The 17743-nt window shown below is 60.0% G+C and carries 17 protein-coding genes and 1 pseudogene; 12 read left to right on the top strand and 6 right to left on the bottom strand.

Annotated elements, in window-relative coordinates:
• The 4 genes from WCG50_RS11305 to WCG50_RS11320 form a co-directional block, all read right to left on the bottom strand.
• Window positions 1-1644: efflux RND transporter permease subunit (locus tag WCG50_RS11305; RefSeq protein ID WP_336899704.1), on the bottom strand; the 1644-nt coding region annotated here is incomplete at its 3' end.
• Between the two features lie 12 nt (window positions 1645-1656).
• Window positions 1657-3189 carry an efflux RND transporter periplasmic adaptor subunit gene (locus WCG50_RS11310; RefSeq protein ID WP_336899705.1) on the bottom strand — a complete coding sequence of 511 codons (1533 nt, stop codon included), beginning with the start codon at window positions 3187-3189 and terminating at the stop codon, window positions 1657-1659.
• Window positions 3186-4460, bottom strand: coding sequence for a TolC family protein (locus WCG50_RS11315; RefSeq protein ID WP_336899706.1), 1275 nt, complete (start codon window positions 4458-4460; stop codon window positions 3186-3188). The genes WCG50_RS11310 and WCG50_RS11315 overlap by 4 nt, the downstream gene beginning before the upstream one ends.
• A gap of 18 nt (window positions 4461-4478) precedes the next feature.
• Window positions 4479-4829 carry a copper-binding protein gene (locus WCG50_RS11320; protein WP_336899707.1) on the bottom strand — a complete coding sequence of 117 codons (351 nt, stop codon included), beginning with the start codon at window positions 4827-4829 and terminating at the stop codon, window positions 4479-4481.
• A gap of 125 nt (window positions 4830-4954) precedes the next feature.
• Here WCG50_RS11320 and WCG50_RS11325 point away from each other — a divergent pair, with 125 nt between their 5' ends.
• Both WCG50_RS11325 and WCG50_RS11330 read left to right on the top strand, forming a co-directional pair.
• The gene (locus WCG50_RS11325; RefSeq protein WP_336899708.1) at window positions 4955-5638 is read left to right on the top strand and encodes a heavy metal response regulator transcription factor; all 684 of its coding nucleotides are present in this window, start codon (window positions 4955-4957) and stop codon (window positions 5636-5638) included.
• Entirely contained in the window at window positions 5629-7017 is a 1389-nt protein-coding gene (locus WCG50_RS11330; RefSeq protein ID WP_336899709.1) for a heavy metal sensor histidine kinase, read from the top strand. The genes WCG50_RS11325 and WCG50_RS11330 overlap by 10 nt, the downstream gene beginning before the upstream one ends.
• 1 nt (window position 7018) lies before the next feature.
• Here the strand turns inward: WCG50_RS11330 and WCG50_RS11335 are convergent, their stop codons facing one another.
• Complete coding sequence (locus WCG50_RS11335; protein WP_336899710.1) at window positions 7019-8287, bottom strand: rhodanese-like domain-containing protein; 1269 nt, start codon at window positions 8285-8287, stop codon at window positions 7019-7021.
• Between the two features lie 12 nt (window positions 8288-8299).
• Window positions 8300-8962 carry a GntR family transcriptional regulator gene (locus tag WCG50_RS11340; protein WP_336899711.1) on the bottom strand — a complete coding sequence of 221 codons (663 nt, stop codon included), beginning with the start codon at window positions 8960-8962 and terminating at the stop codon, window positions 8300-8302.
• A 155-nt stretch (window positions 8963-9117) separates the two neighbouring features.
• Between WCG50_RS11340 and dctP the strand changes: the two genes are divergently transcribed.
• The 10 genes and pseudogenes from dctP to WCG50_RS11390 form a co-directional block, all read left to right on the top strand.
• The gene (gene dctP, locus WCG50_RS11345; RefSeq protein ID WP_336899712.1) at window positions 9118-10134 is read left to right on the top strand and encodes a TRAP transporter substrate-binding protein DctP; all 1017 of its coding nucleotides are present in this window, start codon (window positions 9118-9120) and stop codon (window positions 10132-10134) included.
• Window positions 10131-10700, top strand: a complete 570-nt coding sequence (locus tag WCG50_RS11350) for a TRAP transporter small permease (RefSeq protein ID WP_336899713.1) — start codon at window positions 10131-10133, stop codon at window positions 10698-10700. The genes dctP and WCG50_RS11350 overlap by 4 nt, the downstream gene beginning before the upstream one ends.
• The gene (locus WCG50_RS11355) at window positions 10697-12046 is read left to right on the top strand and encodes a TRAP transporter large permease (protein ID WP_336899714.1); all 1350 of its coding nucleotides are present in this window, start codon (window positions 10697-10699) and stop codon (window positions 12044-12046) included. Before WCG50_RS11350 ends, WCG50_RS11355 begins: the two co-directional genes overlap by 4 nt.
• A gap of 1 nt (window position 12047) precedes the next feature.
• Window positions 12048-13724 carry a malonate decarboxylase subunit alpha gene (gene mdcA / locus WCG50_RS11360; RefSeq protein ID WP_336899715.1) on the top strand — a complete coding sequence of 559 codons (1677 nt, stop codon included), beginning with the start codon at window positions 12048-12050 and terminating at the stop codon, window positions 13722-13724.
• A gap of 5 nt (window positions 13725-13729) precedes the next feature.
• Window positions 13730-14053, top strand: coding sequence for a malonate decarboxylase acyl carrier protein (mdcC, locus tag WCG50_RS11365; RefSeq protein ID WP_336899716.1), 324 nt, complete (start codon window positions 13730-13732; stop codon window positions 14051-14053).
• Window positions 14050-14937, top strand: a complete 888-nt coding sequence (locus WCG50_RS11370; protein ID WP_336899717.1) for a biotin-independent malonate decarboxylase subunit beta — start codon at window positions 14050-14052, stop codon at window positions 14935-14937. Before mdcC ends, WCG50_RS11370 begins: the two co-directional genes overlap by 4 nt.
• Window positions 14934-15632 carry a biotin-independent malonate decarboxylase subunit gamma gene (gene mdcE, locus WCG50_RS11375; RefSeq protein WP_336899718.1) on the top strand — a complete coding sequence of 233 codons (699 nt, stop codon included), beginning with the start codon at window positions 14934-14936 and terminating at the stop codon, window positions 15630-15632. Before WCG50_RS11370 ends, mdcE begins: the two co-directional genes overlap by 4 nt.
• A gap of 21 nt (window positions 15633-15653) precedes the next feature.
• Window positions 15654-16349 (top strand): malonate decarboxylase holo-[acyl-carrier-protein] synthase, encoded by a 696-nt coding sequence (gene mdcG / locus WCG50_RS11380; protein WP_336899719.1) that lies wholly within the window; start codon window positions 15654-15656, stop codon window positions 16347-16349.
• Entirely contained in the window at window positions 16346-17290 is a 945-nt protein-coding gene (gene mdcB, locus WCG50_RS11385; RefSeq protein WP_336899720.1) for a triphosphoribosyl-dephospho-CoA synthase MdcB, read from the top strand. The genes mdcG and mdcB overlap by 4 nt, the downstream gene beginning before the upstream one ends.
• A pseudogene (locus tag WCG50_RS11390) lies at window positions 17287-17743 on the top strand (ACP S-malonyltransferase); the annotation flags it as partial. The gene mdcB and the pseudogene WCG50_RS11390, both read left to right, overlap by 4 nt.

The raw sequence follows: 17743 nt of genomic DNA on the forward strand, positions 1-17743 counted from the left end.
TTGAGAGGCCGGGTAGAACGAGACCCCCAGCACCCCCAGCGCCACCGCAATCGTCAGTTTTTTCCAGTGCATCACGCCGGCAATGATCGGGCGGTACACCCAGATCAGGAAACGATTCACCGGGTTCTTCGCTTCCGGCATGATCTTGCCGCGAATGAACAACAGCATCAGCACCGGCACCAGGGTGATGGACAGCAGCGCAGCACCCGCCATTGAAAACGTCTTGGTGTAGGCCAGCGGCGAGAACAGTCGCCCTTCCTGGCCTTCCAGACTAAAGACCGGCAGGAACGAGACCGTGATGATCAGCAGCGAGAAAAACAGCGCCGGGCCCACCTCTTTGCAGGCCGCCAGCATGGCGTCAAAGCGGTCTTGGTGGGTGTGACCTTCGGGCAGGCGCTCCAGGTGTTTGTGGGCGTTTTCGATCATGACGATGGCGGCGTCAATCATGGCGCCAATGGCGATGGCAATGCCGCCCAGACTCATCAGGTTGGAACTCATGCCCAGCAAACGCATGGCAATGAACGAGATCAGGATACCGACCGGCAACATCAGGATGGCGACCAGCGCGCTGCGCATGTGCAACAGGAAAACCATGCACACCAAAGCGACGATGAGCGACTCTTCAAGCAGCGTTCGCTTCAAGGTATCTATCGCCCGGTTGATCAGCTCGGAACGGTCGTACACCGTTTGCACCGTCACGCCGGCCGGCAAGCCCGGCCCGATTTCTGCAATTTTGGCCTTCAGGTTGGAGATCACTTCCAGGGCGTTCTGGCCATAGCGTGCCATCGCAATGCCTGACACCACTTCGCCTTCGCCGTTGAGTTCCGTGAGCCCGCGCCGCTCGTCAGGCGTGAGCTCAACGCGTGCCACGTCACGAATCAGCACCGGTGTGCCTTTGTCGCTTTTGAGTACCAGCATTTCGATGTCGCTTTTGCCACGCAAATAGCCCTTGCCGCGCACCATGTACTCGGTCTCGGCCATCTCCACGGCGCGTCCGCCAACATCGCGGTTCGAGTCGCGAATGACCTGCGCCACCTTCATCAGCGGGATGTTGTAGGCGCGCAGTTTGACCGGGTCAACCGTCACCTGGTAAGTCTGCACAAAGCCACCCACCGAGGCCACCTCGGCCACGCCGTGGGCCTTGGTCAACTGGTAGCGCACATACCAATCCTGAATCGAGCGCAGTTCGGCCAGTGTTTTGTCTTTGGCCAGCAGTGCGTATTGATAAACCCAGCCGACGCCGGTGGCATCGGGCCCGATCTGTGGCGTGATGCCTTTGGGCATGCGCCCCGACGCAAAGTTGAGGTACTCCAGCACCCGTGAGCGGGCCCAGTAAATGTCAGTGCCATCTTCAAAGATGATGTAAACAAAGGACGCGCCAAAGAAAGAAAAGCCACGCACCACCTTGGATTTGGGCACCGACAGCATGGCTGTGGTCAGAGGGTAGGTCACCTGGTCTTCCACCACCTGGGGTGCTTGGCCCGGGTACTCGGTGTAGACAATGACCTGCACGTCCGAGAGGTCGGGCAACGCGTCGATCGGGGTGCGCAGCAGCGCAAAGATGCCCCCTAAAACGATGAACAGGGTGGCGAGCAGGACCAGAAACCGGTTCCTGCCAGACCATTCAATGATGTTGGACAGCATGGGGTCTGGCGGTCAATGAACCGTCGGGGCGCTGGCGCTCAACGGCTTGACGCGGGTGATGACCCATTCGCCCGGCTGTCGCTCGACAAACTCGACGTCAATCTTCGCGCCTGGCTTCAGGTCTTTGAGTAGCGAGGCGTTGGCCACCTTGAACTCCATCGTCATGGCGGGCCACTTCAGGCTTGCCACCGGGCCATGGCTCAGGCTGAGGGTGCCCGCTTTAACGTCCACCTCATCCACGGTTCCTTGTGCCTGGTGACCGGCCGCTTTGGGCGGGTTGGTGTCACCGAAGCCGCCGATGGCCGCTTTTAGATTGCTCTCGGCGTCGATCAGGAAATTGGCAGCAACCACCACCAAGTCACCGTCCTTCACGCCGTCACGGACTTCAACATAGGTGTCACTTCGGCTCCCCAGTTTGACCTCACGCGGTTCGAATCGCCCTTCGCCTTGCTGAATCAAAACTAGCTGGCGCGTGCCACTGTCGATCACAGCCGACAGGGGGATGGTGATCACTTTGGCTTTGGCGCCGACTGCGATGTCTACCTGCGCAAACATGCCGGGTTTGAGGCGCTGGCCTGCGTTGGCGAGTTCGACCCGGACGGGCACCGTGCGGGTCTCGGCCTTGAGCGTCGGGTAGATGTAGGTCACGGTCCCGGTAAAAACCTGGTCCGGGTAGGCGTTGATCGACACCTTCGCGGGGGTGCCCGATTTCACAAGTCCTATGTCCTGCTCGAAGACGTCGGCAATCACCCAGACCGCCGATAAATCCGCGATCTGGTAAAGCATCTCGCCGGGCATGAAACGCATGCCTTGCACCGCTTTTTTCTCCATCACGATGCCCGTCGCGGGAGAGCGGAATGTCAAGGTGCGTTGCGTCGCGCCGGAGGCCGTCAAGGCCTTGATTTGCTCGTCTGAAATGTCCCAGTTGCGCAGGCGTTGCAGGCTGGAATCGGCCAGTTGCTTCATGGACGTTTGCGTCTCACTGCTGGCCGCCTTGAGCGCCTCCACGCCTTGCGCCGCAATCGTATATTCGCGCTGGGCAGACACCAGTTCCGGGCTGTACACCTCAAACAGGGGCTGGCCCTTGCTCACGGGTTGGCCGGTGACGTTCACATGCAGGCGTTCCACATAGCCTTCGAACTTGGAGGCGATGGTGAACAGCCGGCGCTCATCCGGCTCAATGCGACCCGCGGCGCGCACGGCGCGGTCCAGGCTGCGCCATTGGGCCGCTTCGGTCCGCACGCCCAGTTTTTGAACCTTGTCGGTGCTGATCTTGATCTGATTGGACGCCGCAGGGGCCTCGTCGGCACCCCCCGCATAAACCGCGATGTAGTCCATGCCCATCGGGTCTTTCTTCGGCGTCGGCGAAGTGTCCGCCAGCCCCATCGGGTTGCGGTAGTAGAGTAATTTTTTGGCGACTTCTGTCGGTGCTGCTGCACTGCTTTGATTGGTTGGTGCGCTGCCTCTGTGGCCGAACCAGTAGCCTGTGCCCGTAGCGAGTAACACGGCAATAACGCCTAAGGCAATTCCTGCGCCCTGTTTCATAGGTCTTCCCCAATGAGTTTTTCGATCTCGGCCAGACGCGTTTGCGCTTCTAACTGGGCCTTGATCTGGAGTTGTCTGGCCTGGCGAATTTGTCGCTGGGCGTCAAGTAGTGTGGCGAAGTCGACCTTGCCGTTCTCGTAGCCCGCCAGGGCAGCATTAAAGGTCAGTTCAGCTTGTGGGAGCAGGCTGCCGCTGGCCAGTTCAGCGCTGCGTTGCGCGGCCTTGATCGCGGCCAGGTTCTCGGCCAGTTCTGACAGAAGCTGGTGGGTGGTGGCCTCTTTGCGCCGCTGAGCCGCTGTGAGCATGGCTTCGGATTCACGTTCCTGCGCACGCCTTGACGATTGCTGCAAGGGGATATTGATCTCCACCATCAACGACCATTCCTTGACGGCGCTTTGGTACTGCGTGGGCGTCACGCTGAGCGTGAAATCGGGATAGCGGTTCTTGTAGGTCAAGTCCCGGTTTTTCTCGGCTGCATGGGTTCGCGCTTCTTCCGTGAACAACTGCGGGTTGCGAGCGCGGGCGCTCTCCTCCAGTTGGGCGTAGTTCAGTTGAGCCAGAGGCGGAACAGGTCGCAGGTATTCGGGTGCCGCCAGCAGGGCGGTCACCGGGCGTGCCAACAAGGTGTTCATCCGCACATCAGCCTGCGTGCGTTCGCTCTCCAGCGCGACCAGTTCATTGCGCATGGTGGTCTGCTCAATCTGGGCGCGGATGACATCTTGCTGCGCCGCCAGACCGCCGGCGTAGCGGGACTGCGAAATTTTCTCCAGGCGCTGCATCAAATCAAGGATTTCTTGCGTCAGCTTTTCACTGCCGCGCAGGTAATGCCGCTGGGCCTGAACGGTCTTGATTTTTGCGGCCAGTTCATTCCAGGTGCCCTCGGCTTTGCCCTGGCTGCCTCGGGCTTCCCATTGCGCAATGTCGCGCTTCAAGTCCCTTTTGCCAAACCAGGGAACGTCCTGCATCAATGTGTAGCGGGTGCTGCCGACATCAGCCGGCCAAAGCGTCGGGTTCTGCTCACCCATCTTGGTGATGTCCATCAGTTCCGTGCGGAGCTTGGGGTCGGGCAAGGCGCCTGCCGATGCCACACGCTCGGTGGCGGCCTGCGCCTCAAAGCGCATGCTGGCGTAGTCGGGGTTGCGTTCTTTGGCCAGCATCAAAAGACCCTGAACATTGGCGCCCACCTCGGTTTCCTGCGCCTGCGCCGTAGAGGCCCCAAGGCTGGCCAGCAGGGCGAGCGATAGGACGGAGGTCCTCGGAAGGGGTTTCATGCAGCGGCTCCCGTCGCCTTACTTGGGCAACTCGAAGCGCACCAAAGTCATCACGCCTGAGACGGATTCCGCCGCAAAGAGAATCTTCTGACCGGGCTTCATTTTGTCGAGCCAGGTGGCCTCTTTGACGTGGTACGCCATGGTCATGGCGGGCATGCCGTCGGGCAGCGGACCATGCGCCAAGGTGACTCGGGCGGTCGATTTGTCGATCTTTTTGACCAGCCCTTCTGTTAAAGGCGACTTGATGGCCCCGCTCGCGTGCGTGGCCGCGTGGTTTTCATGGCCCGCTGTGACGGTTTGTGCGGTGCCCGTGACGGACAAACCCGTCATCGTGAGCGCGATCAGTGTGGATGCAAGGAAGTTGTTCATGGAGTGCCATTCGTCAGGATGATGCGCTGCAGTGTGCGGGTCAGGACCCGACGCCAAAATGACTGCCAGATTACATTTTTGTAATCCAGGCGATGAAGCTTCTGTTGCAGTAGAAAATGAACCACATGAAACTACTGATCGTTGAAGACGAGCCCAAGACCGGGGACTACCTGAAGCAAGGCCTGACCGAAGCCGGCTTCACCGTAGACCTGGTGCGCGACGGCACCGACGGCCTGCACCACGCGCTGAGCGAAGCCTACGACCTGGCGATTCTGGATGTGATGCTGCCCGGGCTGGATGGCTGGGGCGTGTTGGCCGGCATTCGCCGCGCCGGCAAAGACATGCCGGTGTTGTTTCTGACCGCACGCGACCATGTGGATGACCGCGTGAAGGGGCTGGAACTGGGCGCCGATGACTACCTGGTCAAACCCTTTGCTTTCTCCGAGCTGCTGGCGCGGGTGCGCACCCTGTTGCGCCGGGGCAGCAAAGCGTCGGCGGCCGAGTTTCTTCGGGTGGCGGACCTGGAGCTGGACCTGATGCGTCGCCGTGTCATCCGCGCTGGCAAGCGCATCGACCTGACCGCCAAGGAATTTGCCCTGCTGGAGTTGCTGCTGCGCCGCCAGGGCGAAGTGCTGCCGCGCTCGTTGATTGCCTCGCAAGTGTGGGACATGAATTTCGACAGTGACACCAACGTGATTGAGGTCGCCATGCGCCGCCTGCGCGCCAAACTGGACGATAACTTTGAGCCCAAGCTGATTCGCACCGTGCGCGGCATGGGCTATGTGCTGGAGAATCCTTCTTGCGACTGAACAGCCGAAGCTCCATCACCCGGCGGCTCACGCTGCTGTTCGTTATTGCCTCCTCGCTGGTGCTGCTGGCGCTTGGACTGGTCATTGCTTCCTCGGTTGAAAAACACTTTGAAGAACAGGACATGGCCGTGCTGACGGGCAAGATGGACCTGACCCGCAACACGCTGGCACAACTGAAATCCATTGACGAGTTGGCGCACCTGCATCACTCGATGGACAACTCGCTGGTGGGGCACCACGGGCTGGAGGTGCTGGTTTTGAGCCCGCAGCACGAGGTGATGTTTGCCACGGCCAACGCCGGTTTTCCGCTTGATCTGGTGCTGGCCAGCGCAGCAAAGGGCCCGACTCATCCAGCGCTCTGGAAGCTGGGCGCCCTAACCTACCGCGGTATTGCTGCTGAGCTGCCCACCGGTCTGCGAGCAGATTCAAAGGTGACGGTGGCGGTGGCAACCGACATTGCGCACCATCAGGCGTTCATGGCGTCGTTTTTGCAGACGCTGTGGTTGTTTGTCGCCGGAGCGGCCGTGCTGACGGGGGTCTTGGGTTGGGCGGTGGCGCGGCGCGGCTTGGCGCCCTTGCGGGCCATGCGCGATCAAACTCAAGCGGTCACGGCCCAGCGCTTGAGCCATCGTTTGCCTGTGGATTCGGTGCCGGTTGAACTGGCCGAACTCGCGCAGTCGTTGAACGACATGCTGGCCCGGCTGGAGGAGGCTTTTTTGCGGCTCTCGGACTTTTCGTCCGACATCGCGCATGAGTTGCGCACGCCGGTGAGCAACCTGATGACGCAAACCCAGGTGGCCTTGTCGCGCTCACGCAGCGCTGAGGAATACCGCACGATTCTGGAATCCAACGCTGAAGAGTGCGAGCATATGGCCCGAATGATTTCGGACATGTTGCTGCTGGCCAAAGCCGACAACGGGCTGGTGGTACCGCACCGCGAAACGCTGCAGTTGGCGACCGAGGCGCTGGCGCTGTTTGACTATTACGACGCCGTGGCCGATGAAAAAGGGGTGCAATTGCGGCTCGAAGGCTATGCCCCGGTGAACGCCGACCGGCTCATGTTGCGCCGGGCGTTAGGCAATCTGCTGTCCAACGCGGTGCGGCATTCGAGTGAAAACAGCGTCATTTACCTGCGTATCCAGTCCACCCCTGAGGCGGTTTTGATCCGACTCGAAAACACCGGCGAGGCTATTTCTTCAGAAAATCTGGCGCGGATTTTTGACCGTTTCTACCGGGTTGACCCGGCACGACAGCGTTCCAGTGAAGGCAGTGGCTTGGGCCTGGCCATCACCCGTTCCATTGTTGTGGCGCATGGCGGTACGATTTCAGTCACGTCCATGGACGGTGTGACTACTTTTACGATTGCTTTGCCGGTTTGAGTTACAAAACCTTGAAGCCGTGGGTGCCATCGCGGGCCAATTGATCGACCAGACCATATTCCCAATCCAGGTAGGCTTGCATGGCTTCATGCGGGTTGTCAGTGCCTTCGTAGGGACGAACATACCGGTTGGTGCGCGGCACGGCTGGGCGAGTTTCGCTGGGGCTGGTGGCGCCTTCAGTCGAACACATTTGGACCCTATCGTCCGCACTGATTTCCTCCAGCACCGAAACCTCCCACCCCATTTGGGCCAGCCAGGAGGCGGTCATGTTGGCACGCACGCCGTCATGGTCGGCCAGCACTACGCGGGCACCACGCACTGGCATGGACACATCGGTTTCCTGCACCAACTGCCCACCGGGAGCGCTTGAGAAACCTGGCAAATGCCCGGCAACAAATTCCTCCGGCGTGCGAACGTCAAACCGGTAAGTGGTGCGCCCCGTTTCAGCGCTAAAAAGTGACAACTGGTTGTGGTCGGCACGCTTCACCCCGGCGCGGTCAGCCACCGTTCGGGCTGCTTGCGCGGCCTCGCGGCGCTGGGCCACCGACACCACGGCAAAGCGGCGACTGGCGCCCTGGTCCAGCGCCAGACCGGCCAGCTTCCAGCCGATGGTGCCGTTGCGCAAAGCCGCCACCGGGTTGGGTATGCCGGCATTCACCAGCGACTGCGTTCCCATGATGCTGCGCGTGCGACCGGCGCAGTTGACGATGATGAGCGTCTCAGGGTCAGGGGCCAAGGCACGCGCCCGCAGCACCAATTCGGCCCCCGGCACGCTGATGCCGGTCGGAATACTCATGGTCTGGTATTCATCAAAGCGCCGGGCATCCAGTACCACCATTTTGGCCTGGGCGTCCAGCTGTGCCTTGACTTCTTCGGCCGACAAAGATGGCGTATGGCGCACCGATTCCACCAACTCGCCAAAGGCCTTGCTTGGCACGTTAACGTCGATAAAAATCTCGCCGCCTGCGTTGCGCCAGCCGTCCAGACCGCCGTCCAGCAGCGCGACATCGGTGTAGCCCATTTGCAGCAACTGATGAGCCGCACGCGTGGCCCGTCCTTCGCCCTGGTCATACACCACGATGGGCGTCGCCAAGCGCGGGATGCGACGCCGGGCGTCAAACTCAATGTGTTCCAGCGCGAGGTTGGCCGCAAAGAGCGGGTGGGCTTGGGCAAACTCGGCTTCATGGCGGACGTCGATCAGCGCAATTTCATGCTTCGCCAGCAGGGCTTGGCGGACGTCCTCAAAGGTTTTTAGTCGTAATGTTTTCATGTGTCGTTGTGTTCAGGCTGCAGCCGTCATAGCCATATCGGCCAGCGAGGCGAGCAGGTCGCCAAAGCGTTCGCCTTGCACCACCACATGCTCGCGCAGGGCCAGTGCAGTGGCCTCGGCGTCGCCCGCCAGGATGGCGCCAACAATTGCTTCATGCTCCTTGAATGAGGTGCCCATGCGGTTTCGCACCCGCAATTGCAAGCGCCGGTAGGGGCGCAGGCGGCGGTGCAGTTGCATCGCTTGCTCACTTAAAAAACTGTTGTGGCTACCCGCATAGATCGCCGCGTGAAAGCGTTCATTGCAATAAAAATAGGAGTCCGAGTCTTGCTCGGCGCGAGCTTTTTCGCAGGCCTCATGGGCCGCCACCAACGCATCTCGCTCGCTGTCTTTCATGCGCCGGGCGGCCAGGCGGCCACACAGGGATTCGAGTTCGCCCATCACCTCAAACATCTCAATCAACCGCGCCGGGCCAATGCTGGTGACCACGGCGCCGCGCCGTGGCCGGATTTCAATCAGACCTTGGGCTGCCAACTGAATCATCGCCTCACGCACCGGTGTGCGCGACACACCGTACTGCTCTATGAGCGTGGCTTCATCCAGCGCGCTACCGGGCGAAAGCTCCCCGGTAGCGATTTTTTCTTCAATCTTTTCACACAGTTGTTCAGAAATTTTCATAACTTCATTCTCGCACTACTCTATTTAATAAATTCTTAATATTTAACTAGGGTATTCACTAATGTACTCAATATATTCAAGAACTACATTAATGTATACATTGCAGATTGCAAGGTACTGATCTTTCTTTAAGCCACCATTTCAGGAGACACGCCATGAAAAGACGCCACCTCATTCAGGCCATCGGCGGCCTGCCCCTTGCCTCCCTGTCATTCACCTCCGCCTGGGCCCAGAGTGCCACCCTCAAAATCTCGCATCAATTCCCTGGCGGAACACTGAAAGATGGCGATTTTCGTGACCGATTGGTCCGCCTCTTTGCCGTCGAAGTTGAAAAACGCACCAAAGGCGCCCTGAAATTTGAGATCTACCCCGGCTCTTCGCTGATGAAGACCAATGCCCAGTTCTCCTCCATGCGCAAAGGCGCGCTGGACATGGCGCTGATTCCCTTGTCCTACGCTGGCGGTGAAATCCCCGAGGTCAACATTGGTCTGATGCCAGGCTTGGTGGTGTCCTACGAACAAGCCTATGGCTGGAAAAACAAACCGGTCGGTGCTGAATTGAACCGCGTGCTGCTCGAAAAAGGCATTGTGCTGATCAGCTGGATCTGGCAGGCCGGTGGTGTGGCCTCGCGTGGCAAGCCGGTGGTGGAGCCCGAAGATGCCAAGGGTATGAAAATCCGCGGTGGTTCGCGTGAAGTTGACATGATTCTCAAGGAGGCTGGTGCCGCGGTAGTGACTTTGCCTTCGAACGAAATCTACTCTGCCATGCAGACTGGCGCCATGGATGCCGCCATGACGTCTTCGACGTCATTTATATCGTTCCGCCTTGAAGAAGTGGCCAAGTCCCTGACCACCGGACGCACGGGGGCCTACTGGTTCATGTTCGAGCCGCTGATGATGAGCAAGGCGATCTTTGACAAGCTGCCCAAGGATCAGCGCGATGCCATCATGGCGGTTGGCGCCGAGATGGAAAAGTTCGCCATGGAAGCCGCCAAGAAAGACGACATCGATGTCGCCGCCATCTACCAAAAGGCCGGTGCCAAGGTGGTGGACCTGTCACCCGCAACCATCAAGAAATGGCAAGATATCGCCCGCAAAACGGCCTGGAAAGACTACGGTTCCAAAAATGAGGGCTGCGCCAAATTGTTGGCCCTGGCGGAGAAAACTCTGTGAGTCACGGGTTTGAATTTGAACCCAGTGCCGCCCCCGGCACGCTGATGCCCAAAAACTCAGCGCTCGCGGTGTTGGCCCGGTTGTTGAACTGGGTTAACCGGATCGTGCTCGCCTTGTCCATGCTGGCGCTGGTACTGACCTCGTGCGTGCTCACCTATTCGGTGGTGACTCGCTACTTTCTCAAGGTGGCGACCGACTGGCAGGACGAGGCCGCCGTGTTCATGTTGGTCGGGGCCACCTTCATGTGCACCGCTTATGTTCAATCCTTGCGTGGCCATGTGGGTATTGAAGCGCTGGCTTCCATTCTTCCTGCTCGCGTCAACCGGGTGCGCTTGATCGCGGTGGATATTGCCTCCACGCTGTTCTGCAGTTTCTTTTCCTGGAAGTCGTGGACGCTGTTTCATGAGGCCTGGTCCGAGGGGCAAACCACCTCCAGCAGCTTTGCGCCGCCCTTGTGGATTCCTTACGGAATGATGGCGGTGGGCATGAGCATGCTGGCCATGCAGCTATTTTTGCAATCCGCAATCGGGCTCTCCGGCGGTGAAGTTAAAGGAGGCAATAAATGAGTGAGTTAGCCATTGGCCTGCTTTATGGCGGTGCAACTTTGTTGGTGATGTTTTCCGGCATGCCGATTGCGTTTGCACTCGGCTCCGTCGCGGTCACGTTCATGTATTTTTTCATGCCCGCCTCATCGCTGGATACCGTGACGCAAAACGTCTATGAAGAGATGGCCTCCATCACCTTGCTGTCCATTCCCTTGTTCATCATGAAGGGCGCAGCGATTGGAAAATCTCGCGCTGGCCAAGATTTGTATTCCGCGATTCATGCCTGGTTGCACAAGGTGCCGGGCGGTTTGGGTATTGCCAATGTGTTTGCCTGCGCCTTGTTTGCAGCGATGGCGGGGTCATCGCCAGCTACCTGCTCGGCCATTGGTTCGGCCGGTATTCCCGAGATGCGTAAGCGCGGTTATTCGCCGGGTTTTGCGGCCGGCATCATTGCCTCCGGCGGTACGCTGGGCATTCTGCTGCCGCCGTCGATCGTGATGATTTTGTACGCGGTGGCGGCAGAGCAATCGTTGGGACGCTTGTTCCTGGCCGGTATTGGCCCCGGCTTGTTGCTGGTCGGTTTGTTTGCGGGTTACGCGGTGGTGCGCGCACGCAAGGAATACGCCCTGGCACTTGAGATTTATGAAAAAGGCGGCGTCAAGTCGGCATACCTGGAAAAAGAACACTTCACGCTGGCCAAAAAAGTAGAAATGCTGCCGCGCGTGCTGCCCTTTGTGGTGCTGCTGATTGGCGTGATGATTGCGCTCTATGGCGGCTTCGCCACACCGTCGGAAACCGCCGGTTTGGGCGGCTTGATGGCGCTCGGATTAGTGGCGGTTGTTTATGGTCTGTGGCGTCCGAAAGATGTGGCGCCGATCCTGACCTCCACGCTGAAAGAATCCACCATGCTGATGCTCATCATCGGTATGTCGCTCTTGTACAGCTACGTGATGAGCCACCTGCACATCAGCCAGGGCGCCGCGCAATGGATTGTCGGCATGGCCTTGTCCAAGTGGATTCTGCTGTGCGTCATCTTGCTGATGGTCATCGTGCTGGGCTTCTTTTTGCCGCCGGTTTCCATCATCCTGATGACCGCGCCCATCATCCTGCCACCGCTCAAAGCAGCTGGTTTTGATTTGATCTGGTTTGGCGTGGTGATGACCATCGTGATGGAAATGGGCTTGATTCATCCCCCAGTGGGCTTGAATATTTTCGTCATCAAGAACGTGGCGCCTGATATTCCTTTGAAGGACGTGATTTGGGGCGTGATGCCTTTCTTGGGTTTGATGTTTGTTGCTGTGTTTTTGCTGTGCCTGTTCCCTGGTATTGCGACCCAGTTGCCCAATCTGGTCATGGGAGTGAAATAGCATGAATGCTCCTGACGGACGCTGGAACCAGCAAGCGCAAAGCCGCTTGCGTCGCCTGGCCCGCGCGGCGGCGGCGCTGGGCCATGGCTTGCGTGGCAAGCAGGTGGCGCCAGACGACACACAGAAGTTGCTGACCGCCATTCTGGAACCCGGTGACCGGGTTTGCCTGGAGGGCAACAACCAGAAACAAGCCGACTTTTTGGCGCGTGCTTTGACTCAGCTGAACCCAGCGCAGGTGCATGACCTGCACATGGTGCAGTCGGTGCTGGCCTTGCCCGAGCACCTGGATTTGTTCGAGAACGGCATTGCCTCCAAGCTCGATTTTTCGTTCTCGGGCCCGCAAAGCGCCCGGCTGGCCAAAATGGTTGCTGCCGGGCAGATTCAGATTGGTGCCATCCACACCTACCTGGAACTTTTTGCCCGCTACTTTGTGGACCTGACGCCCAAGGTGTCGCTGGTCTGCGCTCAGTCGGCGGATGCGCAGGGCAACCTCTACACCGGTGCCAACACCGAAGACACCCCGGCGATTGTGGAAGCTACCGCCTTCAAGAGTGGCATCGTGATTGTTCAGGTCAACGAGTTGGTGGACCGCGTGCCACGCGTTGATATTCCGAGCGACTGGGTGGACTTTGTCATCCTCGCGCCCAGGCCTAATTTGATTGAGCCGTTGTTCACCCGCGACCCGGCGCAAATATCCGAGATTCAGGTGCTGATGGCCATGATGGCCATCAAGGGAATTTATGGCGAATACGGTGTGCAGCGCTTGAACCACGGCATTGGTTTTGATACTGCCGCCATTGAATTGCTGTTGCCGACCTACGCCGAATCACTGGGTTTGAAAGGCAAGATTTGCAAGCATTGGGCGCTCAATCCGCACCCGGCGCTGATCCCGGCGATTGAGGCCGGTTGGGTCGAGTCAGTGCATTCCTTTGGCTCAGAGTTGGGCATGGAAAACTACATCAAAGAGCGCTCAGACGTGTTCTTTACCGGCGCCGACGGCAGCATGCGCAGCAACCGGGCGATGTGCCAGGCGGCGGGTCATTACGCCTGCGACATGTTCATTGGCTCCACGCTGCAAATCGACCTGAATGGTCACAGTTCCACCGCCACGCTCGGTCGCATTGCGGGCTTTGGTGGCGCACCCAACATGGGCGCTGATGCGCGCGGACGTCGCCACGCCACACCGGCCTGGTTGAAGGCGGGCGCACAAGCCCGCGAGGGTCGCACCGGCGTTCACGCCATGCCGCGCGGGCAAAAGCTGGTGGTGCAAATTGTGGAGACCTTCCGCGAGCACATGCAACCCGCCTTTGTTGAAAAACTCGACGCCTGGGAATTGGCCGAGCAGGCCAAAATGGAGATTCCGCCGGTGATGATTTACGGTGACGATGTCACCCACATCCTGACCGAAGAAGGCATTGCCAACCTGCTGCTGTGCCGGGGCGACGAGGAGCGCGAGCAGGCCATTCGCGGCGTCGCGGGCTACACACCGGTCGGTTTGGCACGCGACAAACGCATGGTCGAAAACCTGCGTGATCGGGGCGTCATCCAGCGCGCCGAAGACATCGGCATTGACAAGCGCGATGCCACGCGCAGCCTGCTGGCCGCCCGCACCATGCGCGACCTGGTGCGTGCCTCCGGTGGTTTGTACAACCCGCCCAAGCGTTTCCGTAATTGGTGAAATAAATGGAACAACTTCAATTTCAATTGACCGGGCATAAAACGCCTCCCGCCTTCACCCCGATCCTGGTGGGGGTGGTGGGCTCTGGCAACCTCGAAGTGATGATCGAGCCGCTGGCCGACAGCGCTCAATGCCGTGTGGACGTCATCACGTCGGCACAGGGTTTTTCACCGATCTGGGCCGCTGTGATGCAGGACTTTCAGGAGCGTCACGGCCTGGCCGGCATTGCCATTTCCATCAACGACATGGGCGCCACGCCGGCGGTGGTGAGCCTGCGTTTGGATCAGGCTGCTGCCGCATTGCCAGTCACAAAAAAGGCTAAACCATGAACTACAGCTTTGCAGAATCTACCGCCCGTGAGCGGGTGGCTCATTTGCTGGATGCCGGGTCGTTTCACGAAATTCTGGGCCCGGGCGAGCGGGTCGTCAGCCCGCACCTGGCGCTGTTGGGTGTGCCGTATTCTTTTGACGATGGTGTCGTCATTGGCAGCGGCAGCCTGGCCGGTCAACCGGTGCTGATTGCTGCGCAAGAAGGCGAATTCATGGGCGGCGGTGTCGGCGAGGTGCACGGTGCCAAGCTGGTGGGCCTGTTCAAGCGCGCCTTGCAAGTCAAACCTGCGGCGGTCATCGTACTGGCCGAGTCGGGCGGCGTGCGCCTGCACGAGGCCAATGCCGGTTTGATTGCAGTGTCCGAAGTGATGCGCGCCTTGCTGGAAGCTCGCGCCCAAGGCATTGCGGTGATCATGCTCATTGGCGGTGCCAACGGCTGCTTTGGCGGCATGGGCCTGATCGCCCGTTGCGCCGACCATGTGGTGATGAGCGACGTGGGGCGTCTCGCCATGTCCGGCCCCGAAGTGATCGAATCCTCGCACGGGGTCGAAGAATATGACTCCCGCGACCGGGCGTTGGTCTGGCGCACCACCGGCGGCAAACACCGCTACCTGATCGGTGACTGCGGTCAATTGGTGGAAGACGATGTGGCGGCTTTTCGTGATGCGGCGATTGGCTTGCTGGGCCAGTCTGTGTCCTTGAGTCTGGCCGCGATGGAGGCCGAACACGCACTGCTGACGGATCGGCTGGCACGCTTCGGCGACTGCCGCGATGCGCTTGATATCTGGCAGATGGCCGGGGTGCCTGATCCGTCGATCGTGGCCGACCTGGAAGCCTCTGGCATGCACGCCTTGAAGACATTGACCGCCGAGGAGTTGGCATGAATTGGGAACCTTTACTCGACGCTCTTTTTGACGCTGATCACCACGTCACCTGCACCGGCGAACTGCTCAGTGGCACCGCGCAGGTCAAGGGTCGCACGGTTGCGGTGGTGGGTACCACCCACCATGCCGCCATCGGGGTTGAGCTGGCGCTGGCCCAGGCGGGAGCGGTGTTGGCTGTGGTGCGCGAGCATCCCGAACGACCTATTGTTTTGCTGGTCGACACCCAGGGCCAGCGGCTGCGTCACCGTGACGAATTGCTGGGCATCAACCGCTACATGGCGCATCTGGGTTGCTGCATTGAGTTGGCGCGCCGGCACAAGCACAGTGTGATTGGCCTGGTCTATGACCAGGCGCTGTCGGGTGGTTTTATCACCTCCGGGCTGATCGCCGATGCCTGTTACGCCTTGCCGGAAGCCGAGATTCGCGTCATGCGCTTGCCTGCGATGGCGCGCGTCACCAAGATCGACGAGGCGCGACTGGCGGAGTTGTCCAAAACAAACCCGGTGTTTGCGCCCGGTGTGGAGAATTTTGTTGCCATGGGCGGTATTCGTGCGCTGTGGCGTGGGGACTTGCAAGCGCAATTGCTGGGTGCTTTGGCAGACGAATCGACCCAGGACGAACGTGCGCTCGATGGCGCCGCACGCGGGGGCCGCAAGTTGGCGGCCACTGTGGCAGAGCGGGTGGTCACGGCCTGAGACCCGATTTTTTCAATCAACATGGACACCCTGACGCGCAACCATCTGGTGTGGCTTGACCAAGTGGCATGGTCTCAGATTGAGACACGCCATTGGGACGAGCAGGCACAACAGATTCTGGCGCATTGGCGGGCTCATCGGCTGCCCTTGGTGGTGTGTCGACAACGCCCGGAGACGCCACCCGATCAGTTGTGTGTGGGCTTGCCCGCACCACAACAATGGTCGCGTCGGCGGCTGGCTTTGACCGTGAATCTGGATCACGTCACGGCGCATGGCAATTTTCCGGCGCTGTTGCCCGTGGCGCAGTCGCACCCGTGGGGGGCGGCGGCATTTGAGTTGTCAGAGACGCTGGCCGCCTTGGGTGTTCATGCCCAGGTTTATGGCTCGCACGGTTGGCAATGGCTGACGGGTTTGGCCTATGTGCATGCAGATTCAGACCTTGATTTGAGCGTGTATGTAGATTCTTTGGCGCAAGCCTCAGAGGTGCTCAATCGACTCGCCAGCACCTCGCTGCACTGCCGCATTGACGGCGAAATTGTGTTCCCCCAAGGTCAGGCCATTGCTTGGCGCGAGTTGCAGCAACTGTTGCAGGGGCAAACGTCGCAAGTGCTGGTGAAGGGTCGCCACACCCTTCGGTTGGCCACACTGCCAGATTTACGCCAGTTGGGCGGCACCACCCCGGCAGCCCAGCTTAATGCGGGGCTGGTGTGTTCATGAATGGATTAACTTTCAACAACGCTGCCGTGGCGCGCTCGCAGCAGCTCGGGCGGGCTGCCGTGCGGGCGCTGTATGCCGAAATCTCACTGGAGCCCAAGCCGGGGCTGGTCTCGTTTCGGGACTGTGGCAGCCACCTTGATATGGATGGCAGCACCTTTTTGCGCAGCCTGTTTGCCTTGCGTGGCTACTTTCCCCGCATCGCCCAAGCCGGTGCCCAAGGCTGTTCGTTTGCTGTTTTGCAGTCCTTGGGAAAAACCGCCGAGGCGCGCATGCTGGTCGCCACCGGGGGCATCAACACCCACCGGGGCGCGGTGTTCGGCTTGGGATTGTTGTGTGCCAGCGCCGGGCAATTGCACGCGCAGAGCTTGCCCCTGACACCCCTGCATTTGCGTGCGGTGCTGCTCTCAACCTGGGGCGAAGCGCTGGCCGAGCGTGCCAAGGTCACCCGGCTGGCGGCGCCCACGTCCAACGGTCAGCGGGTCGCCCAACGTTACGGCTTGCGCAGTGCGGGCGACGAAGCGGCGCGGGCCTTTTCGACCCTGTTTGACACCACGCTGCCCGCCTTGCAAGCCGCATTGTCTTGGGGTGCCAGTGCACGCGCCGCCCGTGTGCAAGCGCTGATGGCCACCATGGCAGTGCTCGACGACACCAACGTGGTTCACCGGGGTGGGCTTGAAGGCTTGCGCTTTGTGCAGTCAAGCGCCGGCCGCTTTATCAAGATGGGCGGCGTCATGCAAGCGGACTGGCTGCTGCAGGCGCGTGCTATTCATGCCAACTTTGTGCAACGCAGGTTGTCGCCCGGCGGCGCGGCCGATGTGCTGGCCAGCGCCTGCTGGGTGACTGAACTCAGCCCTGCGCAGCAAGCTAATCCTTATGGCGCCCATGTCGCAACAGCACCGAGCACCAGGGTGACGTCGCTTGCGTTAATAGAGACGTCATGAGTTACGCCCTGTTACTTTCTGGCCAGGCCAGCCAGCACCCTGCCATGTTGCCCTGGCTTGAGTCTGAGCCTGCTGCCGTAGATATTTTGCGAGGGATGAGCAATCGCCTGGGGTTGGACTGGCGCGCCCAGTTGCACGATGCTGATCGACGCAGCAACAACGCTTTTGCACAGGTCTTGATCACCGGCACCTCGCTGGCAGCGTGGGCTGCGTTGCAAAGTCAATTGGCCGAGCGGCCCGCGGTGGTGGCGGGTTATAGCGTGGGTGAGTTGCCGGCTTTTGCCTGTGCCGGCGTGTTTTCTGCCGAACAGGCGCTGACTTTGGCAGCCCATCGCGCGAGCCTGATGGACGCGGCAGTATTGGGTCTGAACACCGGCTTGCTGTCGGTGTCGGGGCTGCCGGAGGCGGCGGTGCTGGCCGCCTGCACCGGTCTGCAGCTTGAGTGCGCGATTC

Source organism: Rhodoferax sp. (assembly GCF_037143375.1).
Classification (GTDB): domain Bacteria; phylum Pseudomonadota; class Gammaproteobacteria; order Burkholderiales; family Burkholderiaceae_C; genus Rhodoferax.

Excerpts from the sequence above, each read along its gene's own strand:
- mdcG (WP_336899719.1), top strand. The coding sequence starts at position 15,654 with ATGGACACCCTGACGCGCAACCATCTGGTGTGGCTTGACCAAGTGGCA.
- dctP (WP_336899712.1), top strand. The coding sequence starts at position 9,118 with ATGAAAAGACGCCACCTCATTCAGGCCATCGGCGGCCTGCCCCTTGCC.
- mdcC (WP_336899716.1), top strand. The coding sequence starts at position 13,730 with ATGGAACAACTTCAATTTCAATTGACCGGGCATAAAACGCCTCCCGCC.
- WCG50_RS11355 (WP_336899714.1), top strand. The coding sequence starts at position 10,697 with ATGAGTGAGTTAGCCATTGGCCTGCTTTATGGCGGTGCAACTTTGTTG.
- WCG50_RS11310 (WP_336899705.1), bottom strand. The coding sequence starts at position 3,189 with ATGAAACAGGGCGCAGGAATTGCCTTAGGCGTTATTGCCGTGTTACTC.
- WCG50_RS11325 (WP_336899708.1), top strand. The coding sequence starts at position 4,955 with ATGAAACTACTGATCGTTGAAGACGAGCCCAAGACCGGGGACTACCTG.
- mdcE (WP_336899718.1), top strand. The coding sequence starts at position 14,934 with ATGAATTGGGAACCTTTACTCGACGCTCTTTTTGACGCTGATCACCAC.
- mdcA (WP_336899715.1), top strand. The coding sequence starts at position 12,048 with ATGAATGCTCCTGACGGACGCTGGAACCAGCAAGCGCAAAGCCGCTTG.
- WCG50_RS11340 (WP_336899711.1), bottom strand. The coding sequence starts at position 8,962 with ATGAAAATTTCTGAACAACTGTGTGAAAAGATTGAAGAAAAAATCGCT.
- WCG50_RS11370 (WP_336899717.1), top strand. The coding sequence starts at position 14,050 with ATGAACTACAGCTTTGCAGAATCTACCGCCCGTGAGCGGGTGGCTCAT.
- mdcB (WP_336899720.1), top strand. The coding sequence starts at position 16,346 with ATGAATGGATTAACTTTCAACAACGCTGCCGTGGCGCGCTCGCAGCAG.
- WCG50_RS11335 (WP_336899710.1), bottom strand. The coding sequence starts at position 8,287 with ATGAAAACATTACGACTAAAAACCTTTGAGGACGTCCGCCAAGCCCTG.
- WCG50_RS11315 (WP_336899706.1), bottom strand. The coding sequence starts at position 4,460 with ATGAAACCCCTTCCGAGGACCTCCGTCCTATCGCTCGCCCTGCTGGCC.
- WCG50_RS11320 (WP_336899707.1), bottom strand. The coding sequence starts at position 4,829 with ATGAACAACTTCCTTGCATCCACACTGATCGCGCTCACGATGACGGGT.